Genomic DNA, 19,525 nt, shown 5'->3' with positions numbered 1-19,525 from the left:
ACTGAATTGTCAGGGAAAGATGTCGTATTATAGCCCTATGTGGTTTACATACATCATCGAAAACAAAAAAGGCTTACTTTATACCGGCATCACCACCGATATGGAGCGCCGCTGGTCAGAACACTGTACAGGCAAAAAAGGCGCGCGTTTTTTTCACAGCAGCCCCCCGCGTGTACTGCGTTGGTTGGAGTCACATCCGAGTCGATCCTCGGCCAGCCAGCGTGAAGCTGCCATTAAAAAACTCAACCGCAAGGCTAAGCTGTCTCTTATCGAGGCTGGCTCACCTCACCCCTGCCCCACACTGCTTACCACGGTCAAATCCTAATGAATGCAAAACGCAGCCAGTGCGAGGCTTGCCAGCGCCCACCCCAGCGCTGCTTATGTGCCTATATAGAACCTACGGACAATTATTGTCCGATTGTGCTTTTACAACACCCTAAGGAGCATGGTCACCCCAAAAATACCGGCGAGCTATTAGTGCGCAGCTTATCAAATGCAACGCTGCTTCAAGGTGAGCAATTTACCCCGCAAAGCCTCTCACCCTGGCTGCAAGGGGCCGCCTTGTTGTATCCGACGGAGCCTAACGACAATGGTTCGACTACCCGCCAGATCCCATACACTCAACCGCCCAGCTGTCTGATTGTTTTGGACGCAACTTGGCGCAAGAGTCATAAAATGCTGCAGCTCAACCCCGCGTTACAGCGCTTGCCGCGCCTAGCATTAACCGCGCAATATAGCAGTCTTTACCGTATTCGCAGCGCGCGCGATCAACATCAACTTTCCACACTGGAAGCAAGTTGTTACGCTCTACAACAAATAGAGAGCAATTCGGATAAATACCGCCCTTTGCTCGAACAATTCGCTCAATATATGACCCATTTGGCCGATTTTGACCCAAATCGTTGACGGCAAACCACAGAGAACACTATGACTGATACCCCAAGCACCTTTACTTTACTTCGCCGCGAACGCAACGATGCTCTTAACTTAACCGTTGAAGAGTACGTTCACAGTGCTACCGGCGCACAGCATATCCACCTGGCTTGTGATAATTCAGAAAACGTATTTTTAGTGGCTTTGCGCACCGTGCCCGAAGACTCTACGGGTGTCGCCCACATTCTCGAGCATACTGCGTTGTGCGGCAGTCAGCGCTTTCCGGTCCGCGATCCTTTTTTTATGATGACTCGCCGGTCACTCAACACCTTTATGAATGCCTTTACCAGCCCCGATTGGACCGCCTACCCCTTTGCCAGCCAAAATAAAAAAGATTTTAACAACCTATTGGATGTCTATCTCGACGCTGTATTTTTCGCCACCCTCGACCCACTCGATTTTGCCCAAGAGGGGCACCGTCTCGATTTTCAGGAGTCGGGTAACAGCGATTCGCCTCTGGTCTTTAAAGGGGTGGTATACAACGAAATGAAAGGCGCAATGAGCTCAGTGCCTTCGCAATTGTGGCAAAAACTCTGCAGCCATTTATTCCCCACCGCGACGTATCACCACAACAGCGGCGGTGAACCAGAGCATATTCCCGATCTTGAATACGCCGATTTGCAAGCGTTTTACCGCCAACATTACCACCCCAGTAATGCCACTTTTATGACCTATGGGGATATCCCCGCTGCAGAGCATCAACAAGCCTTTGAAGCAAAAGCACTACAGCATTTTGACGCCTTGGATAAAACCATACAGGTAAACCCTGAAAAACGTTTACACAGCCCCATTCGAGTAGAAGACGCCTACCCTCTTGAAGCTGAAGATGAAGACACCAACAACAAGACCCATATCGTTATGGGGTGGCTACTGGGCAAGGTGACCGATTTAGAATCGGCTCTTGAATCGCATCTACTGGCTATGATTCTGCTCGACAACAGCGCATCTCCACTGCAGCGTGCGTTAGAGCAAACCGACCTCGGACAGGCCCCCTCCCCGCTGTGCGGACTGGAAGACAGTCAGTTTGAAATGAGCTTTGTCTGCGGATTGGAAGGCTGCGGTGAAGACGACACACGTAAAGTGGAGGCCCTGATTCTCGACACCTTACAAGAAGTCGCCGATAAAGGCGTTCCCCTTGAGGACATTGAATCGGCGCTGCACCAATTAGAACTCGCCCAGCGAGAAATTGGCGGCGATGGTTTTCCCTATGGATTGCAACTGATTATGATGGCGTTAACGGCCGCCACACACCGCGGCGATCCAATCGCGCAACTGGACCTCGAACTGGCACTGCAAGGTTTGCGCAAAAAAATCCAACAGCCCGATTTTATTCAAAACCTCGTTCAACAATCTCTATTAGAGAACACCCACCGGGTAACCCTAACTTTACGACCTGACTCACAATTAAACACTCGGGCACAAAAAGCGGAACAAACACGCTTGGCCAATATAAAAGCCAGTCTTAATGAAGCCGACTACCAATCCATTATCGACCAGGCGCAAGCGCTGGATGCGCGTCAACAACAAAAAGACGACGAAACTATTTTGCCCAAGGTTGAGATCAACGATATTCCAGAGCATATGGCGTATATTGCTGGCACTCACGAGACGCTTGGTCAATATCCGCTGTGCAGTTATGCAGCTGGTACCAATGGTTTAGTGTACCAACAACTGATTGTACATCTGCCAGAGCTAAGTGCCGAACAACTGCAATTATTAACGGTATACAGTATCAGTTTGACCGAGGTAGGCCACGCCGATCTGGATTACCTTGCCGCCCAGCAAAGGCAAGCCAAAACTGTCGGCTCGATATCGGCACGTGTCAGTATTCGCTCAAACGGAACCGATACACAATTTACCGATGGCTATTTAATTATCTCCGCCAAAGCGCTGGCTCAGAATGCTAATGCGTGTGCACAGTTAATGTATGACACATTCATCCAAGCACGTTTTGATGAAGGGCCGAGACTGCAAGAGCTCATGGCGCAATTTCGCGCTCGGCGAGAACAATCTGTCACAGGCAATGGTCACGCATTAGCCATGGCTGCGGCAACGGCTGGTATGTCGCCCTCGGCAAAAGTGAATCATCAACTGAGTGGACTTGCCGGCATCGCTCACGCGATAGAACTGGACGAATCCAATCGCGATGAACAACATTTGCGTGCCTTTAGCGAAAATTTACAAGCACTGCATCAACGACTGCTTAACGCACCAAGACAGCTGTTGGTGGTGGGGGAAAGCGAACCATTACCCGATTACAAAGACATCCTACAAAAGGTGTGGCTGGAAAACCCTCCAGCTGAGGCCAAAGCCTTGACCTTTAACCCAGTCAATGAATGTATTCGCGAGGGTTGGGTAACCAATACACAGGTTAATTTTTGCGCCAAAGCCTATCCCACGGTCGCCTCTGACCACCCCGATGCAGCGGTATTAACCGTACTGGCTGGCATATTAAGAAATGGCTACTTACACCGGGTAATTCGCGAACAAGGCGGCGCCTATGGGGGTGGAGCCAGCCAGGACAGTAATAGTGGTGCTTTTCGCTTCTTCTCTTATCGCGACCCACGCCTAACAGAGACACTGGCCGACTTTGACGCCTCGATCGACTGGCTATTAAACAGTGAAATTGAACCTGAGGATATTGAGCAGGCAATATTGGGCGTTGTAAGCAGTATCGATAAACCCGGCTCTCCCGCCGGAGAGGCCAAACAAACCTACCATGCCGAGCTGTTTGGCCGTACAAGAGAAAAACGCGAGCAATTTCGTCAGCGTGTGCTTGAAGTGAGTGGCCCTGATTTAAAACGTGTGGCAGCTCAGTATTTGCAAGCCGATAATGCCAGTATCGCGGTTGTTGCACCAAAATCTGCCAATCGAGAACTAGAGCAACTAGGGCTGAAGGTTAAAACCCTGTAAACTCATTGAAAAGGTTGCCCCTTATTACCGAGCGAGGGGCTCTAAGCCATGCTAATCTATAAAAAAGATATATCTCGGCGATTAAACAGCTGAGACAACGCACTGACGTGTAGCGCGCCAGTTGAGTGGAGCATCAGGACGGAAGCCATACATGCAAGGTTTGGAATCGAGTTCACTGACCAACCCGGGACGTAAACGCAGTAATAATGAAGACTGCTACCTCAGCCTACCGGAGCAAAACCTGTGGATGGTTGCCGATGGCATGGGTGGGCACGAAGCCGGTGAAGTCGCCAGTGATATAGTTCGACGTACTCTGAAAGAGCAAACCACCAGCTCGCTGCAAACGGCCATTCAAAACGCCCATAAAGCAGTATTATCCGCCGCCGCCAAGGGTATTGGTGCCGAAGGCATGGGGTCGACCGTGGTCGCAATGAAACATTGGGGCGATCATTATGAAATTGCCTGGGTGGGTGACAGCCGCGCCTATCTCTACACCCCGGGCCAAGACCTCGAAGCCCTCACCACAGATCACTCCTACGTCCAAATGCTGCTCGAAAGCGGTGCCATCGAGCCCAACGAAGCTCACACACACCCCGACAAAAACATCATTACTCAGTGTTTAGGCTCGCAAGAGCTCGACGAAGTGACCGTCGATACACTCACCAAATCCTGGCAAGACAATCAGTGGATCATTCTTTGCAGTGACGGTTTATCGGATGAATTAGAAACCAGTGAAATGAGTCGAATAATTAAACAGTGCACCGACGTTAAGAGTGTTACCAGAGAATTGATACAAGCCGCTTTACGCGCCGGTGGTCGCGATAACATTACCGTCCAGGCGATTGCAGCCCCAACAACAAAACCCGGTGTTTTTAGTGCGCTATCTCAGTGGGTACCGATTTTTACTCACAACCGTACACTGGACAAATTAATATTCGGCACCGCATTTTTATTACTGCTCGCCTTGCTATATTGGACATTTAAGTAACTTGCCTCATGCAGATACCCGGCTACCGATTTATTAGAAAAATAAACCACGGCGGCATGTCGACCGTTTATCTGGCGATCCAAGAGAGCGTCGGCCGTGTTGTGGCGTTAAAAATCATGTCGCCGGCTCTCAATAGCGACCCGAGTTATAGTGAGCGCTTTCAACGTGAAGCCAATATTGTTGGTCAATTATCGCACCCGCACATTGTGTCAATATATGACATAGGGCGTCACAACAATTACAATTATATCGCGATGGATTACCTTCCTGGCGGCTCTATTCACGATAAAATGCTAGAGGGAACCAACGCTCAGCAAGCACTTAAAATTTTAAAAGAAATAGGCTCAGCGCTGGACCATGCTCACGAACGTGGCTATATTCACCGCGATATTAAACCCGAAAACATACTCTTTCGCGACGACGGATCCTCAGTACTTACCGATTTTGGAGTCGCCCGCGCGCTCGCTATAGGTTCACGTGCCACCCATGCCGGTACGGTAGTCGGCACACCACACTACATGAGTCCCGAGCAAACTCGCGGCAAAACGGTGGATGGCCGCTCTGACCTTTATAGCCTCGGTATCGTTTTTTATGAAATGCTGACCGGCACTGTGCCCTATCAAGGGGAAGAGGCTGTCACCATTGCCTTAAAACACTTGGCATCGCCTCTGCCCACCCTACCCGCCCAATTTATTCGTTTTCAGCCCATCCTGGATAAATTGCTGGATAAAGAGGCGGAAAAGCGCTATCAAACCGGACGCGAGCTGGTCGCCGACATTGAAATGCTGCAGTTGCAGATGCGTAATCAAGGCGATGAATATTTATCCAGCGGTGGTGGCTTAGGGCGTCAATTTGCTAGCTTATTCAGTGTTCTTCTGCGTAAAACTCGCTCCAACTTTATTCAAGTCAGCAGCAAGTTGTGGCAAATATGTAAATCACTGCGTTTCAATCGTGAGCAAGGGTTTTATCGAGCAGAAAATACCACTCACAATATAAGCGATCAATTGACTCAGCAAAACACATTGGTCGCCACCCGAATTCAACAACAGTATCAGCAAACCGGCTGGCTAAACACTTGGCGGCAGATACCCGTCAATTATCGCTGGACCTTGATCGGCGCCAGCGGACTTTTTCTACTGGCCCTCGCATTGTTGTTTTTGCAGTCGGCCGAAACCCTACCTGTTAAAGAAACTCCAACAAAGCCTTTAACGGTTTCTGTTCAAGCTGACAGCCCCAAATTGCAAATATCTAAACCAACGACACTCGATACCTCTCTGACACCGCACGAGCATAGCGCCCAAGAGTCGGGCATTAACCGTGATCAGACAGCGGCTTTGAGCAGTAATAACGTAAACTTAGACAGCTCATACCCTGAATTATTAAGCCAAGCCGCCTCGACACCATCAAACGAGGCAAACACAACTCTTAGAGAAGAAACGAAGGTTTTCGGAGTTGAAACGGCATTAGCGGCCAGCGCAGACAAGGCCATAGACAACAAAACTAACCCCGAGCCTATCGCACCTAGCGAGCATTTGGCACTCACAACAAATAAATCGATAGCAACAACGTCAGAATCAACCGACACTACTGAGCCGAAACTGACCTCGCCATCTGTTTCAGACGAACTGCTGACCGACACATTGCAAACGCCAACAGACAAAACAACGGAAACACTCAGCGCCAACGAAGAAAGTGAATCAGAAGCGGTCGAATCTGACCCAACTCCACCCCGTTTTGCACTGACCGTCACTACCGATCCCGCATCTGCTCGGGTTCGTATTATGAATATCCGCCCCAAATATAGCGACGGCATGAAACTCAAGCCCGGACGCTACCGTGTAGAAGCTACCGCACCTGGTTATCAAAGATACTTGCGGTGGGTTGAGTTAAGCTCACAAGACTTAACTCACAAAATCACTTTAAAACCCGCCAAGCTAGCAGGCAGTGAGTTTTCTGACTTACTAAAGGCAGGTGGTAAAGCACCAGCCATGGTGGTAATTCCAGCGGGAGAATTCACACTGGGCGGCCCCGATGACGACACCCAACCGTACCAAAAAATTCGCTTCAACCAGCCTTTTGCCATCGGCAAATATGAAGTGACTTTTGCACAATACGAGATTTTTGCACAACAGCAATCTCTCGCCCTACCCGGCGACAATAAATGGGGCCGCAAAGACCGCCCAGTGATTAACGTCAGCTGGGAAGAGGCATCACAGTACGCGCGCTGGTTAAGCAAGCAAACCGGGCACACTTACCGCCTACCCAGTGAAGCCGAGTGGGAGTATGTGGCCAAAACCGGTCGTAATACGGCATTTTGGTGGGGCAACAATGTGCGAGATGCGTCGCAAAAAGCCAACTGCCGGCGTTATTGTGACAGTGATTACACAGGATTATTTCGAAGTAAAACCGCTCCTGTCGGCAGCTTTGCAGCCAGCGATTTCAACATCCATGACAGTGCTGGCAATGTCGCAGAATGGACCGCCGATTGTTATCAAGATAGCTATGAAGGTTTAGCCGGCAACGGACAAGCCCGCACTCAAGACAATTGTTCAACTCGGGTTATTCGCGGTGGCTCAATGCTGGATGACGCCGATGAAGTGACCGCGTTTAAGCGTCGTCACCAGCCAGCACACACACTGCATGAAGATGTGGGCTTCCGCTTAGTTCGTGAATTAAAATAAGCATCGCTAGACGGCCGAGGCTTTTAGGGTATTGATTTGGTCGCGAATAGCCGCAGCCTTTTCAAACTCTAAATCTTTTGCGGCCTTCATCATAAGCGTTTCTAACTGCTCAATTTGTTTAAAAACATCACCGCCGGCCGGCAGCTCAACCGCAGGTTTAACACCTTTTCGGTCGCCCTTGCGTTGCATGCGCCCACCCGCTCCAGGCACCTGCGAGCCTTCAAGAATATCGGCAATATTTTTACGAATACCCTTAGGCGTAATGCCGTGAACTTTATTGTGCTCTACTTGCTTGGTACGGCGACGATCGGTCTCGTCGATGGCGCGCTCCATGGAGCCGGTCATACGGTCGGCGTACAAAATGGCCTTGCCATTCACATTGCGCGCGGCGCGACCAATAGTCTGAATCAGCGATCGCTCTGAACGCAAGAAACCTTCTTTATCAGCATCGAAAATAGCCACCAGAGCCACCTCGGGCATATCCAAACCTTCACGCAAGAGATTAATACCCACCAGCACATCAAACTCACCCAGGCGTAAATCGCGAATAATTTCTATCCGTTCAACGGTGTCAATATCTGAGTGCAAATAACGCACCCGCACACCTTGTTCCGTTAGGTAATCAGTTAAGTCTTCCGCCATGCGTTTGGTCAACACAGTAATCAGAATTCGCTCATCGACATCGACCCGCTTGTGTATTTCCGACAACACATCGTCGACTTGAGTGGTGGCCGGGCGAATTTCAATTTCTGGGTCCACCAGACCTGTTGGGCGAACGACTTGCTCGACGACTTGACCGGCGTGTTCTTGTTCATAAGGGCCCGGCGTGGCGGAGACAAAAATCATTTGCGGGGCGCGCGACTCCCACTCATCAAAGCGCATCGGCCGATTGTCGAGAGCCGAGGGTAAGCGAAAACCGTATTCAACCAGTGTCTCTTTACGCGACCGATCACCTTTATACATGGCACCAATTTGCGGAATGGTCACATGGGACTCGTCTATAACCAGTAGTGCCTCTGCCGGTAAATAATCAAATAAAGTGGGCGGCGCATCACCGGGCTCCCTGCCGGATAGATAGCGAGAGTAGTTTTCAATACCATTGCAATAACCCAGCTCTTGCATCATTTCTATATCGTAGCGGGCCCTCTGCTCTAATCTTTGTGCCTCGACCAACTTGTCGTTATCCCGCAATTGCTTTAGACGCTCTTCCAACTCGACCTTGATTTCTTCGATCGCTTCCAGAATTTTTTCTCGTGGCGTCACGTAATGTGACTTGGGATAAATCGTCATGCGCGGAACTTTATTTAATACTTCTCCGGTTAACGGGTCGAAGATAGAGATTTGCTCGATCTCGTCATCAAATAGTTCAATTCGCACAGCTTCATATTCTGAATCAGCGGGGAAAACATCAATAACATCACCCCGCACCCGGTAGGTGGCCCGATGAAAGTCGGCGTCATTGCGAGTGTATTGCAGCTCGGCCAATCGACGTAAGATTTTACGTTGATCGATTCGATCTCCCCGAACCAAATGTAGAATCATCTTGAGATAAGAATCGGGGTCGCCCAAGCCGTAAATGGCAGAAACCGTTGCCACCACAATCGCGTCTTTACGTTCCATCAATGCTTTTGTAGCCGAGAGGCGCATTTGCTCTATGTGCTCATTAACCGAAGCATCCTTTTCAATAAAGGTATCCGATGAGGGCACATAGGCTTCGGGCTGATAATAATCGTAATACGAGACAAAGTACTCCACCGAATTGCCGGGAAAGAACTCTTTAAATTCACCGTAAAGTTGAGCGGCCAGGGTTTTATTGTGCGCCATCACCAGTGTAGGTCGCTGCGCCTGGGCAATCACATGAGCTATTGAAAAGGTTTTACCTGAGCCCGTAACCCCTAATAATGTCTGATGAGCTAAGCCGGAATCTATGCCATCCACCAAACCCGCTATAGCGGTGGGCTGATCACCAGCAGGAGCGTAATCGCTGACCACTTCAAATTCTTTCGTCATCTAGATTTCCAAAATCCAATACACAATAACCCGCCATTGTAACTGAAACGACGATTTTTTCAGCGACGCATGTACTTTGCTCGCCTAAAATGGGCCTGAATCTGGTGACTCAGCGCTAGACCGTGAATTGTGCCAGAAGAATATCCGCTAAGGCGTGAGTCGCAGGCCCCGCCACATCTTGATTGGCAAACACTAAATAGAGCGGTAGTAACCTTTCGCCACCTTCAGCGATAGGCAACTTCTTCAAGCTGCCCTCCAAAAGGTCGCGTTCAATATACCCCTCCGGCATCCAGGCGAAGCCCAGCCCCTGCTTGACTGCGCCCAGTGAGGTAGAAAAATGCGCAAAAGTCCAGCGTTGCTCGGCCTCTTGCCAGCCCGCGCTATAGCGCCTGTGTACCCCCGTGTCTCGCACAACGAGTTGGCGCTGGTGACGTAAATCCTCCTGTACGACGGGGCGCCCTAGGTGATGTAAAGGGTGCTGCGGAGCGGCCACACCGACCATGGTCACAGCCCCCAGCCTCTGCCCTAGGAAACCAGCTGGAACTCTGGCAGTAATAGCTAAATCAACATGTTTTTGTACCAAGGCATCTTCTGTACCACTGAGGGCCGACTCTAGAACATCGACCCGAGTATCGGGGTAGGTTTCCGAGAACAAATCAAGACACTTCAACCACTGACAGCTGGGAACTAATAAGTCTGCCGCTAGCCCCACCTCGGGCTCGATTCTTTGCCCCAGGCGCTCGGCGGCCCCTTCCAACGACTTGGCCTCGGCCAATAAGTGTTTGGCGCGCTGGTACAGTGCATTGCCAGCCGGTGTGGCTATTGCCCTGCGCCCCTCCAGTTGAAAGATTGCAATATTGAGCGCTTGCTCTAGCTGGTTAATCGCGTACGAAACCGTAGATTGGCTTTTGCCCAAGGCCTCGGCGGCCTTGGCGTAACCACCGGCCTCAATAACGGCGATTAGCGCTCGCCATTGGTCTAAGGTCACTTTCACAGTCTCTCCTTCTCCTCGCTCATGCAATCGAAATTTTCGATATAAAGCCCGCAAAATAAGCTATTTATCATCTGTTTGCCAGATATTTAAATAGTCTTATGCTTTTCATCACGGAGAAACAAACATGAAAACCTTACTGCAAATAAAAAGTAGCCTGAACGGCAGCTCAGGGCAATCGTCGCAATTAAGCCACCTATTTAGCGAACGCTGGATGGGTGAAAACCCAGAGGGAACGGTGGTCACTCGCGATCTAGCACAAACACCTGTGCCACACCTCGATGCCGAACGATTCGCCGCCTTTTTAACCAAACACTCTGAGCGAAGCGAACGTGAGCAGAGTATTGTCGCTTTCTCAGACAAGCTGATTGACGAGTTACGAACAGCCGATGTCATCACCATTGGACTGCCGATGTACAATTTGGGTATTCCCTCAACGCTCAAAGCCTATTTTGATCATATTGCGCGAGCCGGGGTAACCTTTCAATACACCGCTCATGGCCCCCAAGGTTTATTGGCAAATAAACCAGTCTATATATTGGCCGCCCGCGGTGGGGTTTATTCAGGCACCCAAGCGGACTCTCAATCGGGCTATATGAAAACCTTTTTAAACTTTATTGGATTGACCGATGTACAATTTGTCTACGCCGAAGGCCTTAATATGCAGGAAGACATTCGCTCCCATGCCCTATTAGAGGCGACAAAAGAAATTAAAAAATTGGCAGCGGCTTAATCAATAAGGGCAGAGCAATGAACGCAGTGAAAAGTGAAATACGACAAGTTCGGGAGTTACGACAAATCATTCCTGCGCTTACAACTCAAGACGGCGCGGGGGTAAAGATTAAACGCAGCTTGGGCCAGTCAGCAGAAACCAGACTCGACCCCATTCTGATGCTCGATGAGTTTAATTCCGATCAGGCCGATGATTATATTGCTGGATTTCCGGCACATCCACATCGAGGTTTTGAAACTGTCACCTATATGCTCGACGGGCATATGTTACACGAAGATCACCTAGGCAACCGGGGCAACTTACGCGCTGGAGACGTCCAGTGGATGACCGCGGGCCGAGGCATTATTCACTCTGAAATGCCCCAGCAAGAGAAAGGCCGAATGCGCGGATTTCAACTCTGGATTAATTTACCCGCCGCAGAAAAAATGCAGCCGGCGGCCTATCGAGACATCAATGCCGACTCTATACCAGTGGTAGACCTCAACAGTGGAGTAAGCGTTAAAGTTATCGCCGGTGAATTCTCTACCATTGCGGGCACTACTGCAGCAGCGCTACCCAAATCTAGCGTCGACCCTCTTTATTGGGATGTTACCTTGCCAGATGGGGTGAGTGAATCTTTGGCGGTACCACCCAACCATCAGCTGATGATCTACCCATACCAGGGTGAGATATTAGTGGGTGAATTGCACCGACGCCTGCCCTGCTCACAGGCGGGAATTTTAACCAGCGGGAGCACTATTGAGCTGCAGGGCACAGGTCCGACACGAGCTTTAATCATTGGCGGCAAAGCCATCAACGAGCCTATCGCCCAACACGGACCGTTTGTCATGAACACTGATAAAGAGATAGAACAAGCGATATATGATTATCGCTGCGGGAAGTTAACAGAAACATAGAAACCAGCCGCTTTACGACTGGCTTACAACACACATTTATTACTGTGGTGGTCTCATATGCTTATTCATAAACTGAGAGACTTGCTCCCAATTTTCTTTGACCACGGCCACGTCTTCAGGGTTGGCATCCACGGGTTTCGCCACTTGTTCCATACGCTCGCGCTGATCTTCTGGCACTGAGGCCAACAACTGTTCCCGCATGTATGCACCAATGGCCAAACCAATGCGAGAGCTCACTCGCATATATTCGCCAGCGCTTTCCCAGTCAAACTGTTTTAGCACTGGGTAGATTTGATCATAAACGCCCTCTTGCTTGAGCATTTCATCCATAACCTCATCTTGCTTTGCCGGCGCCAAAGCTTTGAACTCTTCTTCTGTATACTGATTGGCAATGGTTTCATTTTTTGCCATTTTGGTAAAAGCATCTTGCATAGGCATCAGTTGTTCCGTGGCACCCAACCATGCTTCCACATCGGCATTAGTCAATTTTTCCGCAGCCGAGGCAACAACCGACAACAATGAAAGCAAAAGCGCAGCACACAGCATTGCCAAGCCACGAATTGATTGAAATTGCATACCTAATCTCCTAAAGCAAAGACTTAAATCTTGTTAAAAACGATACAGAGTAAGCGCTAATAGCGCCCAAGCCCAAAAAAATAGAAAAACCACACCGGGAGTTAACACGCCTAACGCTAAGCCCGCCACACCAAAACTCGTCATGACGGGATAAATCACAAACAGCTGTATTAACGCTGGAATTAGCGCGACCCAAACAGAACGCAGCAACCAGCGGCTTGCCGTGAGCGGCATAAGGATCAAAAATCCACACACGCCGCCCCACACCATTTTAGGGTATAAACCCACAGCACTGATGCTGGGTGACAAATCTGCACCCAGTTCGTAATATACGCCGAATTTCGCTAACAACCATTGCGCTAGAGTTACCAATAGTGCCGCGAAGCTGCCGCAACCGTAAACCAATAACCATTTTCTCATTATTTTACACATGCCATTGTAGGTATTTGTTACAATTTGTAGTTATTAATAACCACACCAATCGTCGAGTAGTCAAAGCCCCCGCCACTGAGAACACTCTAGCTGAAACTAGGCTTGGCTACTATAGACAGGTTAAAAGGTTTGTGAAACCCCATGTTTTCTTTTTTCGAACGACTTCTCACGCCATTTCCTACGGCAGAGGCAAAACAGCCGCCGAGCACTCTATTGGCTTTTTGTTTACATTTTAGTCGTGGTGCCAAACGTTATCTCATTTTAATGGCCATGCTCGCAGCGAGCCTTGCCGTGATAGAGATCACGCTTTTTGCAGCATTGGGTAATTTGGTGGATTGGCTCAATACAACCTCTCCCGATCGCTTATGGCAAGCACACAGCGGCAAGCTTCTGGCACTGGGAGGCACTCTATTAATTGGCTTACCACTGCTGGTAGCTCTGCACTCCATGCTTATACATCAGACCATGCTGGGTAATTTCCCCATGGCTATTCGCTGGCAGGCGCACCGCTATTTATTACAGCAAGGCCTTGCCTATTTTCAGGAAGAGTTTTCCGGCCGGCTTAGCACCAAGCTTATGCAAACAGCCCTGGCGGTACGTGAAAGCGTCATGAAGCTGTTAGATGTTGCCGTGTATGTCGCTGTGTATTTTGTCAGCATGGTGGTGCTTATGGCCACTTTGGATTTGCGCCTTGCAGTGCCGATGGTAATCTGGATTATTATTTACTGCTTAATACTGATTTACTTTCTTCCCAAGTTGCGCCGAGTGGCTACCGCTCAGGCTAACGCCAGAGCCGATATGACCGGGCGTATTGTCGACACCTATACTAACATCCACACAGTTAAGCTCTTTTCTCATGCCGGAAGAGAGGCAGAATATGCCCGGCAAGGTATGGACAATTTCCTGCAAACCGTACACCCGCAAATGCGTTTGGCCACCCGATTAAATATATCCGTCTGGACACTTAATTCGGCACTGATTTTCACCCTGGCAGCCTTGGGGATTACCCTGTGGATACAGGGCGATATAAGTACAGGCGCCATTGCCGCAGCACTGGCCATGGTGCTGCGTATCAATGGTATGTCGCAGTGGATTATGTGGGAAGTATCCACTTTGTTTGAAAATATCGGTACCGTGCAAGATGGTGCCAATACACTGTCGCAAGCAATTTCAGTCACTGACAGCCCTCAAGCGCCCCACTTAAAAGTGCGAGCAGGTGAAATAAAATTTGAACAAGTAAACTTTTCCTATGCGAAAGGGAAAAACGTCATTGAAGACTTTTCCCTGCATATTAAAGCCGGCGAGAAAATTGGTTTCGTCGGTCGCTCTGGCGCCGGCAAGTCCACCTTGGTTAATTTACTACTGAGATTTTATGATATAAACCAAGGCCAATTAACAATAGACCAGCAACCGATTCGGGCCGTCACTCAGGATAGTTTGCGCCAGCATATAGGCATGGTTACTCAAGATACATCTCTTTTACACCGCTCGATTCGAGACAACCTCACCTATGGACGCCCCAAGGCCACCGATAACCAGATGATCACGGCCGCCCAGCAAGCACAAGCTCACGATTTTATTATGGGGCTGGAGGATAGCGAAGGCAGAACTGGGTACGATGCACATGTGGGAGAACGCGGAATAAAACTATCGGGTGGACAAAGACAGCGCATTGCCATTGCCCGTGTGCTACTAAAGAACGCCCCTATTTTGATTTTGGACGAAGCGACATCGGCACTGGACTCTGAGGTGGAGTCGGTCATACAGAACAATTTAACTACTTTAATGAATGATAAAACCGTTATCGCCATTGCCCATCGCCTATCAACTATTGCCGCGATGGATCGCTTAATTGTTTTAGATAACGGCAAAATAGCCGAGCAAGGAACCCATTCTGAGCTACTCGCACGTAAAGGTATTTACGCACAGCTATGGCATCATCAATCTGGTGGCTTTTTGGGTGAAGATTAATGGGCAGTTAGCGTGATTTATAAAACTCAACCACCAGACTAACCAAACCCACAAAAAACCCGAGGTGGGCCAGCACGGCCCCCGCAGAAAAACAGTAATAAACTGTATCTGGTGGGGCCGCATCGGCCAGCAAAAGCCGGTAATACAACCAGGGCATCGAGGCGGCCAACAACACCATTAAACTCAGTGCGATTAGCTTAATCTCCCATGGGGCCCGGGCGTAAACAACCCGAGTTACCGGATTGTTTTTCCACAGCCAATTGGAGCTCCCCCTAATCACTTCTTTCATTGGCCGTGTCGAATTTCCCAACAGTGATGAATTTTTTTATTGCGATTGAAATCCTCATCAATGGTTGAGCTCGTTATATCTGTGAGCTGAAATTCACTAAGCGCTTCTATTTCCATTCGAAAATCACGTAAATTATTGGAGAAGTACAGAACGCCGTGCTGATCTAATAATTTCATGGCTTTACTGATTAAGTCTACATGGTCGCGTTGCACATCCAATACACTGTCCATACGCTTAGAATTAGAGAAGGTGGGAGGGTCCAGCAGGATAATATCGTAGAGCCCATCCGCCTCATTTAACCATTTCAAACAGTCGGCTTGAATCAACCGATTTTTCGATTCGGACAAGCCATTTAATGCCAAATTGCGACGCGCCCAATTTAAATAGGTTTGCGACATGTCCACGCTGGTGGTGTATCGGGCACCACCTACGGCCGCGTGTATACTCGCCGAGGCGGTATAGCAAAATAAATTTAAGAATCGTTTATTTTTGGCTTGCTCGGCAATTTTCAAACGCACAGGCCTGTGATCCAAAAACACACCAGTGTCTAAGTAAGGCCAAGGGTTGACCAGAAGTTTCGCCTGCCCTTCTGTCAACACTAAAGATTCACCGTCGATGCGCTCACTTTGTTTTTCGTATTGTTCCAGCCCTCTGTTGCGACGGCGCTGCTTATAACTCACCTGGCTTTCGTCCACCTCAAGCGCTACCGGTACCGCAGCTTGTATTTCAGCAAAGCGCTCCGCTGCACGTGCCTCATCTACCGTTTTAGGGGCTTGATATTCTTGTACATGCACCAGTCGTAAAGGGGCTCCAGTTTGATGGCTCTGGCCTTGGTAGACATCGATTGCGCAGGCATATTCAGGCATATCCGCGTCATATAATCGGTATGCATTGGTGCCAGTCCGCTTGAAAAAACGCTTCAAGGCCTTGTGATTTTTGCTTATTCGATTGACTAACATTTGCGCCCCGTTACTCAGCTCTGGCTTGCTGGATGGCACTGGGGCAAGGTTGTCAACCGCGACACTAACCGCTGGCTCGTGCGAAGTCTCTTTATAAAATTGCTCAGGATTAATATCAAACAACAGTAACTCACTGGCTATCGCGCCATTAAATAGTTTGTACTTACGATTGGAGCGCATCCCTAAGTTTTTACCCAGCTCAGGATTACCGGTAAAAATCCCAGCCCGCCAGCCAGTAAACTCAGCACGCAGTCTTTCACCTAAATGGGCGTAGAGAATTTTCATTGACTCCACCTCACCCAAGCGCTCGCCATAAGGAGGATTGGTCAAAATAAGGCCGCGGGTAAGCTCGCTATGAGTGGGTCGCTTTAATTCCCGCAGCTCTTTTCGAGTGACACGCAGCCAGTCATCCAATCCGGCTCGAACAATATTTTGCTCTGCGGCGCGAATGACTTTTAAATTGGCGTCATAACCACGAATTTCGGGCAAGTCTTCTCGCGCTAGACCCACCATACGACGCGCCTTAGCGTCCTCTTGTAGGGTCTGCCAAGCAGACGCGTCGTGCCCCAGCCAGCGCTCAAAAGCGAAATGAGCTCGCCCAAGCCCTGGCGCAATATCGGCGGCGATCATGGCCGCCTCTATCAAAAAGGTACCTGAGCCGCACATGGGGTCTATAAGGGCCAATTCAGGTTCCGATTGCTCAGTCTCTTGGCACCAACCCGATCGCAATAAGATCGCTGCGGCGAGATTCTCTTTCAATGGTGCCTGGCCTTGCTGCTGGCGGTAACCGCGACGGTGCAAGCTATCGCCACATAAATCGAGGCTAACCACCAATTTACCTTTGCTGAGCCGGGCATTGATGCGGATATCCGGTTGAGCTTTATCCACCGATGGGCGCGATCCACTGACTTGTCTAAGCTTGTCGACAATAGCGTCTTTTACCTTTACCGCTCCAAATTGGGTGTTGCGAATAGCGTTATTCTGGCCACTAAAATCGACCAATAGAGTCCCCTCTGGCTGTAAATGCTCGTGCCACGGTAGAGCAAATACCAGTTCGTAGAGGTCTTCGGCGTCTTTTACAGCCCCCGATGTGAGAGGCAGTAGGATTTTATTTGCCAAACGACTCCACAAACAGGCCTTATAAGCTTGTGATAATTCGCCCTCAAAATAGACTCCCGCGACGGTTTCACGGCATTGCTCGGCCCCTAAGCCCTCTAGTTCTGTTTTAAGCAAGCCTTCTAGCCCTTTGGGGCAGGTAGCAAAAAATTGCATTGTCATAATTTCGCAATCCAGGCAGCCTGATAATTGGCTGCTAAATCAAACTGTTACAGTATAATCAGTCAAAAACTGATCGTTTTTAAGAGCCTGTTGATCTATAAGGCAGGCTCGCTATAAGAATAAATTCGTTCACACAGCCACTACAATTTGGTGTACTGAATATCCCGCTGAACAAATTGTACAGTGCACCGGTCAAAATTACCCGGTCTTCCAGCGGGCATCAAAACCCCAGCAGTTGGCAAAAAGGCCAAAGTACAGGGCGCCTATAAATGCGCTTTGCGGTTTTGTTCGGCCTACATTTTGTTACTGCTGGCTTCGATAACCGAAATAACGGAGGACAAAGCTTTACGCAATCTCAAAACAATGGGGTAACACCGGGGGAAACGAATAGACCCGAGTGCTACCAAGTTAACGATTAATTTAGAGGTATTGCTAAGCATGAAACGCCAAAAACGTGACCAAGTTGAAAGAGCATATGGAAAAGGCTACCAAGCAGGCATCGACGGACGATCCCGAAGTTTGTGTCCGCATGAAACCGGCAAGGTACGGGCACAATGGATGAGCGGATGGCGCGAGGCGCGAACCGACCAATGGGACGGGCTCAATCGAATGGCACAGGTGCAAAAGCTCAGCAATTTGTCTTACGGAGGAATGCGTTAACCTAGCTACCAGAAATATTACAGATTCGTATCGAAAGTTTTACCACCGCACGACCTGCTACCCGCAGGTCAAGCCCGCTTAGGCGGGCTTTTTAATACCCCAAATATATGACTAAACCCCACTAACTTCTATTATCTGTCTACCCTTAGCTCAAAACCCGACCGACATTTCACTGACTTATGCCTTAGTTACGCTTGGCGATAGCCTCGGCACACTCTTTAATCAATGCCGGGCCGCGGTATATAAAACCAGAGTAAACCTGCACCAAACTCGCGCCTGCGGCTATTTTTTCTTCGGCTGTCTCACCACTGTCGATTCCGCCCACACCAATGATAGGCAGGCGCCCTTCCAAAATAGCGGCCAATTGTTTAATCACCTGAGTGCTTTTATCCCGTACCGGCTTACCACTGAGTCCACCTGCCTGCTCATGCAAGGGATCATCTTCCACCCCTTCCCGGCCAACAGTGGTATTAGTCGCAATGACCCCATCCAGCCCCACGGTTAACAGTGTATCGGCAACTTCTTTTACCGCGTCACTATCCATATCGGGGGCGATTTTGACGGCGATGGGCACATATCTTTGATGACTTTGGGCCAATGCCGTTTGTTCATGCTTAATGCCGGTCAGCAACTCAGTCAAACTATCACCAAACTGAAGATTACGCAGCCCTGGGGTATTTGGGGAAGACACATTGACGGTTATATAGTCGGCATACTGATACACCTTCTGCATACAGATACGGTAATCATCCAATGCATTCTCCACCGGAGTTTTGGCATTTTTACCAATATTAATCCCCAGAATACCTTTGAATTTTCTCCGTTTCACCTGCTCAACCAAGTGATCTACGCCTTTGTTGTTAAACCCCATACGGTTAATAATGGCATTGTGCTCGGCCAGGCGAAACAGTCTGGGCTTAGGGTTGCCGGGTTGGGCAAGTGGTGTCACTGTGCCGATTTCCACAAAACCAAACCCCAATTCACCTAAAGCGTTAAAGTAGTCACCGTTTTTATCAAGACCTGCTGCCAACCCCACTGGGTTAGCAAAGGTAAGCCCCATTACCTGTACCGGGTTATCAGCCACCGGCTTAGCCAGCAGGCCTAACCCTTTTAGTCGATGCAGTGCCCCGAGGCAGTCAAGGCTGAGCTCATGCGAGGTTTCCGGGTTAAAGGCAAACAATATTTTTTTAATCAATGGATACATAGTGCGTTCTT

General features: G+C 49.3%; 16 protein-coding genes. 9 read left to right on the top strand and 7 right to left on the bottom strand.

Annotation, left to right across the window (positions count from 1 at the left end; all coding sequences use genetic code 11):
* Positions 1–37: 37 nt before the first annotated feature.
* The 5 genes from Q4526_RS12100 (at position 38) to Q4526_RS12080 (ending at position 7,515) form a co-directional block, all read left to right on the top strand.
* Complete coding sequence (locus Q4526_RS12100; protein WP_303609643.1) at positions 38–325, top strand: GIY-YIG nuclease family protein; 288 nt, start codon at positions 38–40, stop codon at positions 323–325.
* Complete coding sequence (locus tag Q4526_RS12095) at positions 325–906, top strand: tRNA-uridine aminocarboxypropyltransferase (protein WP_215977346.1); 582 nt, start codon at positions 325–327, stop codon at positions 904–906. The genes Q4526_RS12100 and Q4526_RS12095 overlap by 1 nt, the downstream gene beginning before the upstream one ends.
* Positions 907–927: 21 nt before the next feature.
* Positions 928–3,846 (top strand): insulinase family protein, encoded by a 2,919-nt coding sequence (locus Q4526_RS12090; protein WP_215977345.1) that lies wholly within the window; start codon positions 928–930, stop codon positions 3,844–3,846.
* Between the two features lie 151 nt (positions 3,847–3,997).
* Complete coding sequence (locus Q4526_RS12085; RefSeq protein WP_215977344.1) at positions 3,998–4,834, top strand: PP2C family serine/threonine-protein phosphatase; 837 nt, start codon at positions 3,998–4,000, stop codon at positions 4,832–4,834.
* An 8-nt stretch (positions 4,835–4,842) separates the two neighbouring features.
* On the top strand, positions 4,843–7,515 hold the full coding sequence (locus Q4526_RS12080; RefSeq protein ID WP_215977343.1) for a bifunctional serine/threonine-protein kinase/formylglycine-generating enzyme family protein: 2,673 nt from the start codon (positions 4,843–4,845) through the stop codon (positions 7,513–7,515).
* A 6-nt stretch (positions 7,516–7,521) separates the two neighbouring features.
* Here the strand turns inward: Q4526_RS12080 and uvrB are convergent, their stop codons facing one another.
* A complete protein-coding gene (uvrB, locus tag Q4526_RS12075; protein WP_215977342.1) occupies positions 7,522–9,525 on the bottom strand; it encodes an excinuclease ABC subunit UvrB in 2,004 nt (667 codons plus the stop codon).
* A 115-nt stretch (positions 9,526–9,640) separates the two neighbouring features.
* Complete coding sequence (locus tag Q4526_RS12070) at positions 9,641–10,519, bottom strand: LysR family transcriptional regulator (RefSeq protein ID WP_215977341.1); 879 nt, start codon at positions 10,517–10,519, stop codon at positions 9,641–9,643.
* Between the two features lie 124 nt (positions 10,520–10,643).
* Here Q4526_RS12070 and Q4526_RS12065 point away from each other — a divergent pair, with 124 nt between their 5' ends.
* Positions 10,644–11,249, top strand: coding sequence for an FMN-dependent NADH-azoreductase (locus Q4526_RS12065; protein ID WP_215977340.1), 606 nt, complete (start codon positions 10,644–10,646; stop codon positions 11,247–11,249).
* Between the two features lie 17 nt (positions 11,250–11,266).
* A complete protein-coding gene (locus Q4526_RS12060; RefSeq protein ID WP_215977339.1) occupies positions 11,267–12,145 on the top strand; it encodes a pirin family protein in 879 nt (292 codons plus the stop codon).
* A gap of 39 nt (positions 12,146–12,184) precedes the next feature.
* Here the strand turns inward: Q4526_RS12060 and Q4526_RS12055 are convergent, their stop codons facing one another.
* Positions 12,185–12,721, bottom strand: a complete 537-nt coding sequence (locus Q4526_RS12055; protein ID WP_215977338.1) for a hypothetical protein — start codon at positions 12,719–12,721, stop codon at positions 12,185–12,187.
* Between the two features lie 33 nt (positions 12,722–12,754).
* Positions 12,755–13,141 (bottom strand): hypothetical protein, encoded by a 387-nt coding sequence (locus tag Q4526_RS12050; RefSeq protein ID WP_215977337.1) that lies wholly within the window; start codon positions 13,139–13,141, stop codon positions 12,755–12,757.
* Between the two features lie 153 nt (positions 13,142–13,294).
* On the opposite strand from Q4526_RS12050, the gene Q4526_RS12045 reads away from it, so the two are divergent.
* Positions 13,295–15,124, top strand: a complete 1,830-nt coding sequence (locus Q4526_RS12045) for an ABC transporter ATP-binding protein (protein WP_215977336.1) — start codon at positions 13,295–13,297, stop codon at positions 15,122–15,124.
* Between the two features lie 7 nt (positions 15,125–15,131).
* Here the strand turns inward: Q4526_RS12045 and Q4526_RS12040 are convergent, their stop codons facing one another.
* Positions 15,132–15,413 (bottom strand): hypothetical protein, encoded by a 282-nt coding sequence (locus Q4526_RS12040; protein ID WP_215977335.1) that lies wholly within the window; start codon positions 15,411–15,413, stop codon positions 15,132–15,134.
* Positions 15,410–17,650: a bifunctional 23S rRNA (guanine(2069)-N(7))-methyltransferase RlmK/23S rRNA (guanine(2445)-N(2))-methyltransferase RlmL gene (rlmKL, locus tag Q4526_RS12035; RefSeq protein ID WP_215977334.1), complete on the bottom strand. Its 2,241-nt coding sequence runs from the start codon at positions 17,648–17,650 to the stop codon at positions 15,410–15,412. Before rlmKL ends, Q4526_RS12040 begins: the two co-directional genes overlap by 4 nt.
* Before the next feature lie 438 nt (positions 17,651–18,088).
* Here rlmKL and rmf point away from each other — a divergent pair, with 438 nt between their 5' ends.
* Positions 18,089–18,310, top strand: a complete 222-nt coding sequence (gene rmf, locus Q4526_RS12030) for a ribosome modulation factor (RefSeq protein WP_215977333.1) — start codon at positions 18,089–18,091, stop codon at positions 18,308–18,310.
* Between the two features lie 184 nt (positions 18,311–18,494).
* On the opposite strand, the gene Q4526_RS12025 is transcribed toward rmf, so the two are convergent.
* On the bottom strand, positions 18,495–19,514 hold the full coding sequence (locus Q4526_RS12025; protein ID WP_215977332.1) for a quinone-dependent dihydroorotate dehydrogenase: 1,020 nt from the start codon (positions 19,512–19,514) through the stop codon (positions 18,495–18,497).
* Positions 19,515–19,525 lie beyond the last annotated feature (11 nt).

Origin of the sequence: Gilvimarinus sp. 2_MG-2023 (genome assembly GCF_030547685.1) — a bacterium.
Classification (GTDB): Bacteria; Pseudomonadota; Gammaproteobacteria; order Pseudomonadales; family Cellvibrionaceae; genus Gilvimarinus.
The sequence above is the reverse complement of the archived record's forward strand: the minus strand, read 5'-3'. Positions and strand labels throughout refer to the sequence as shown.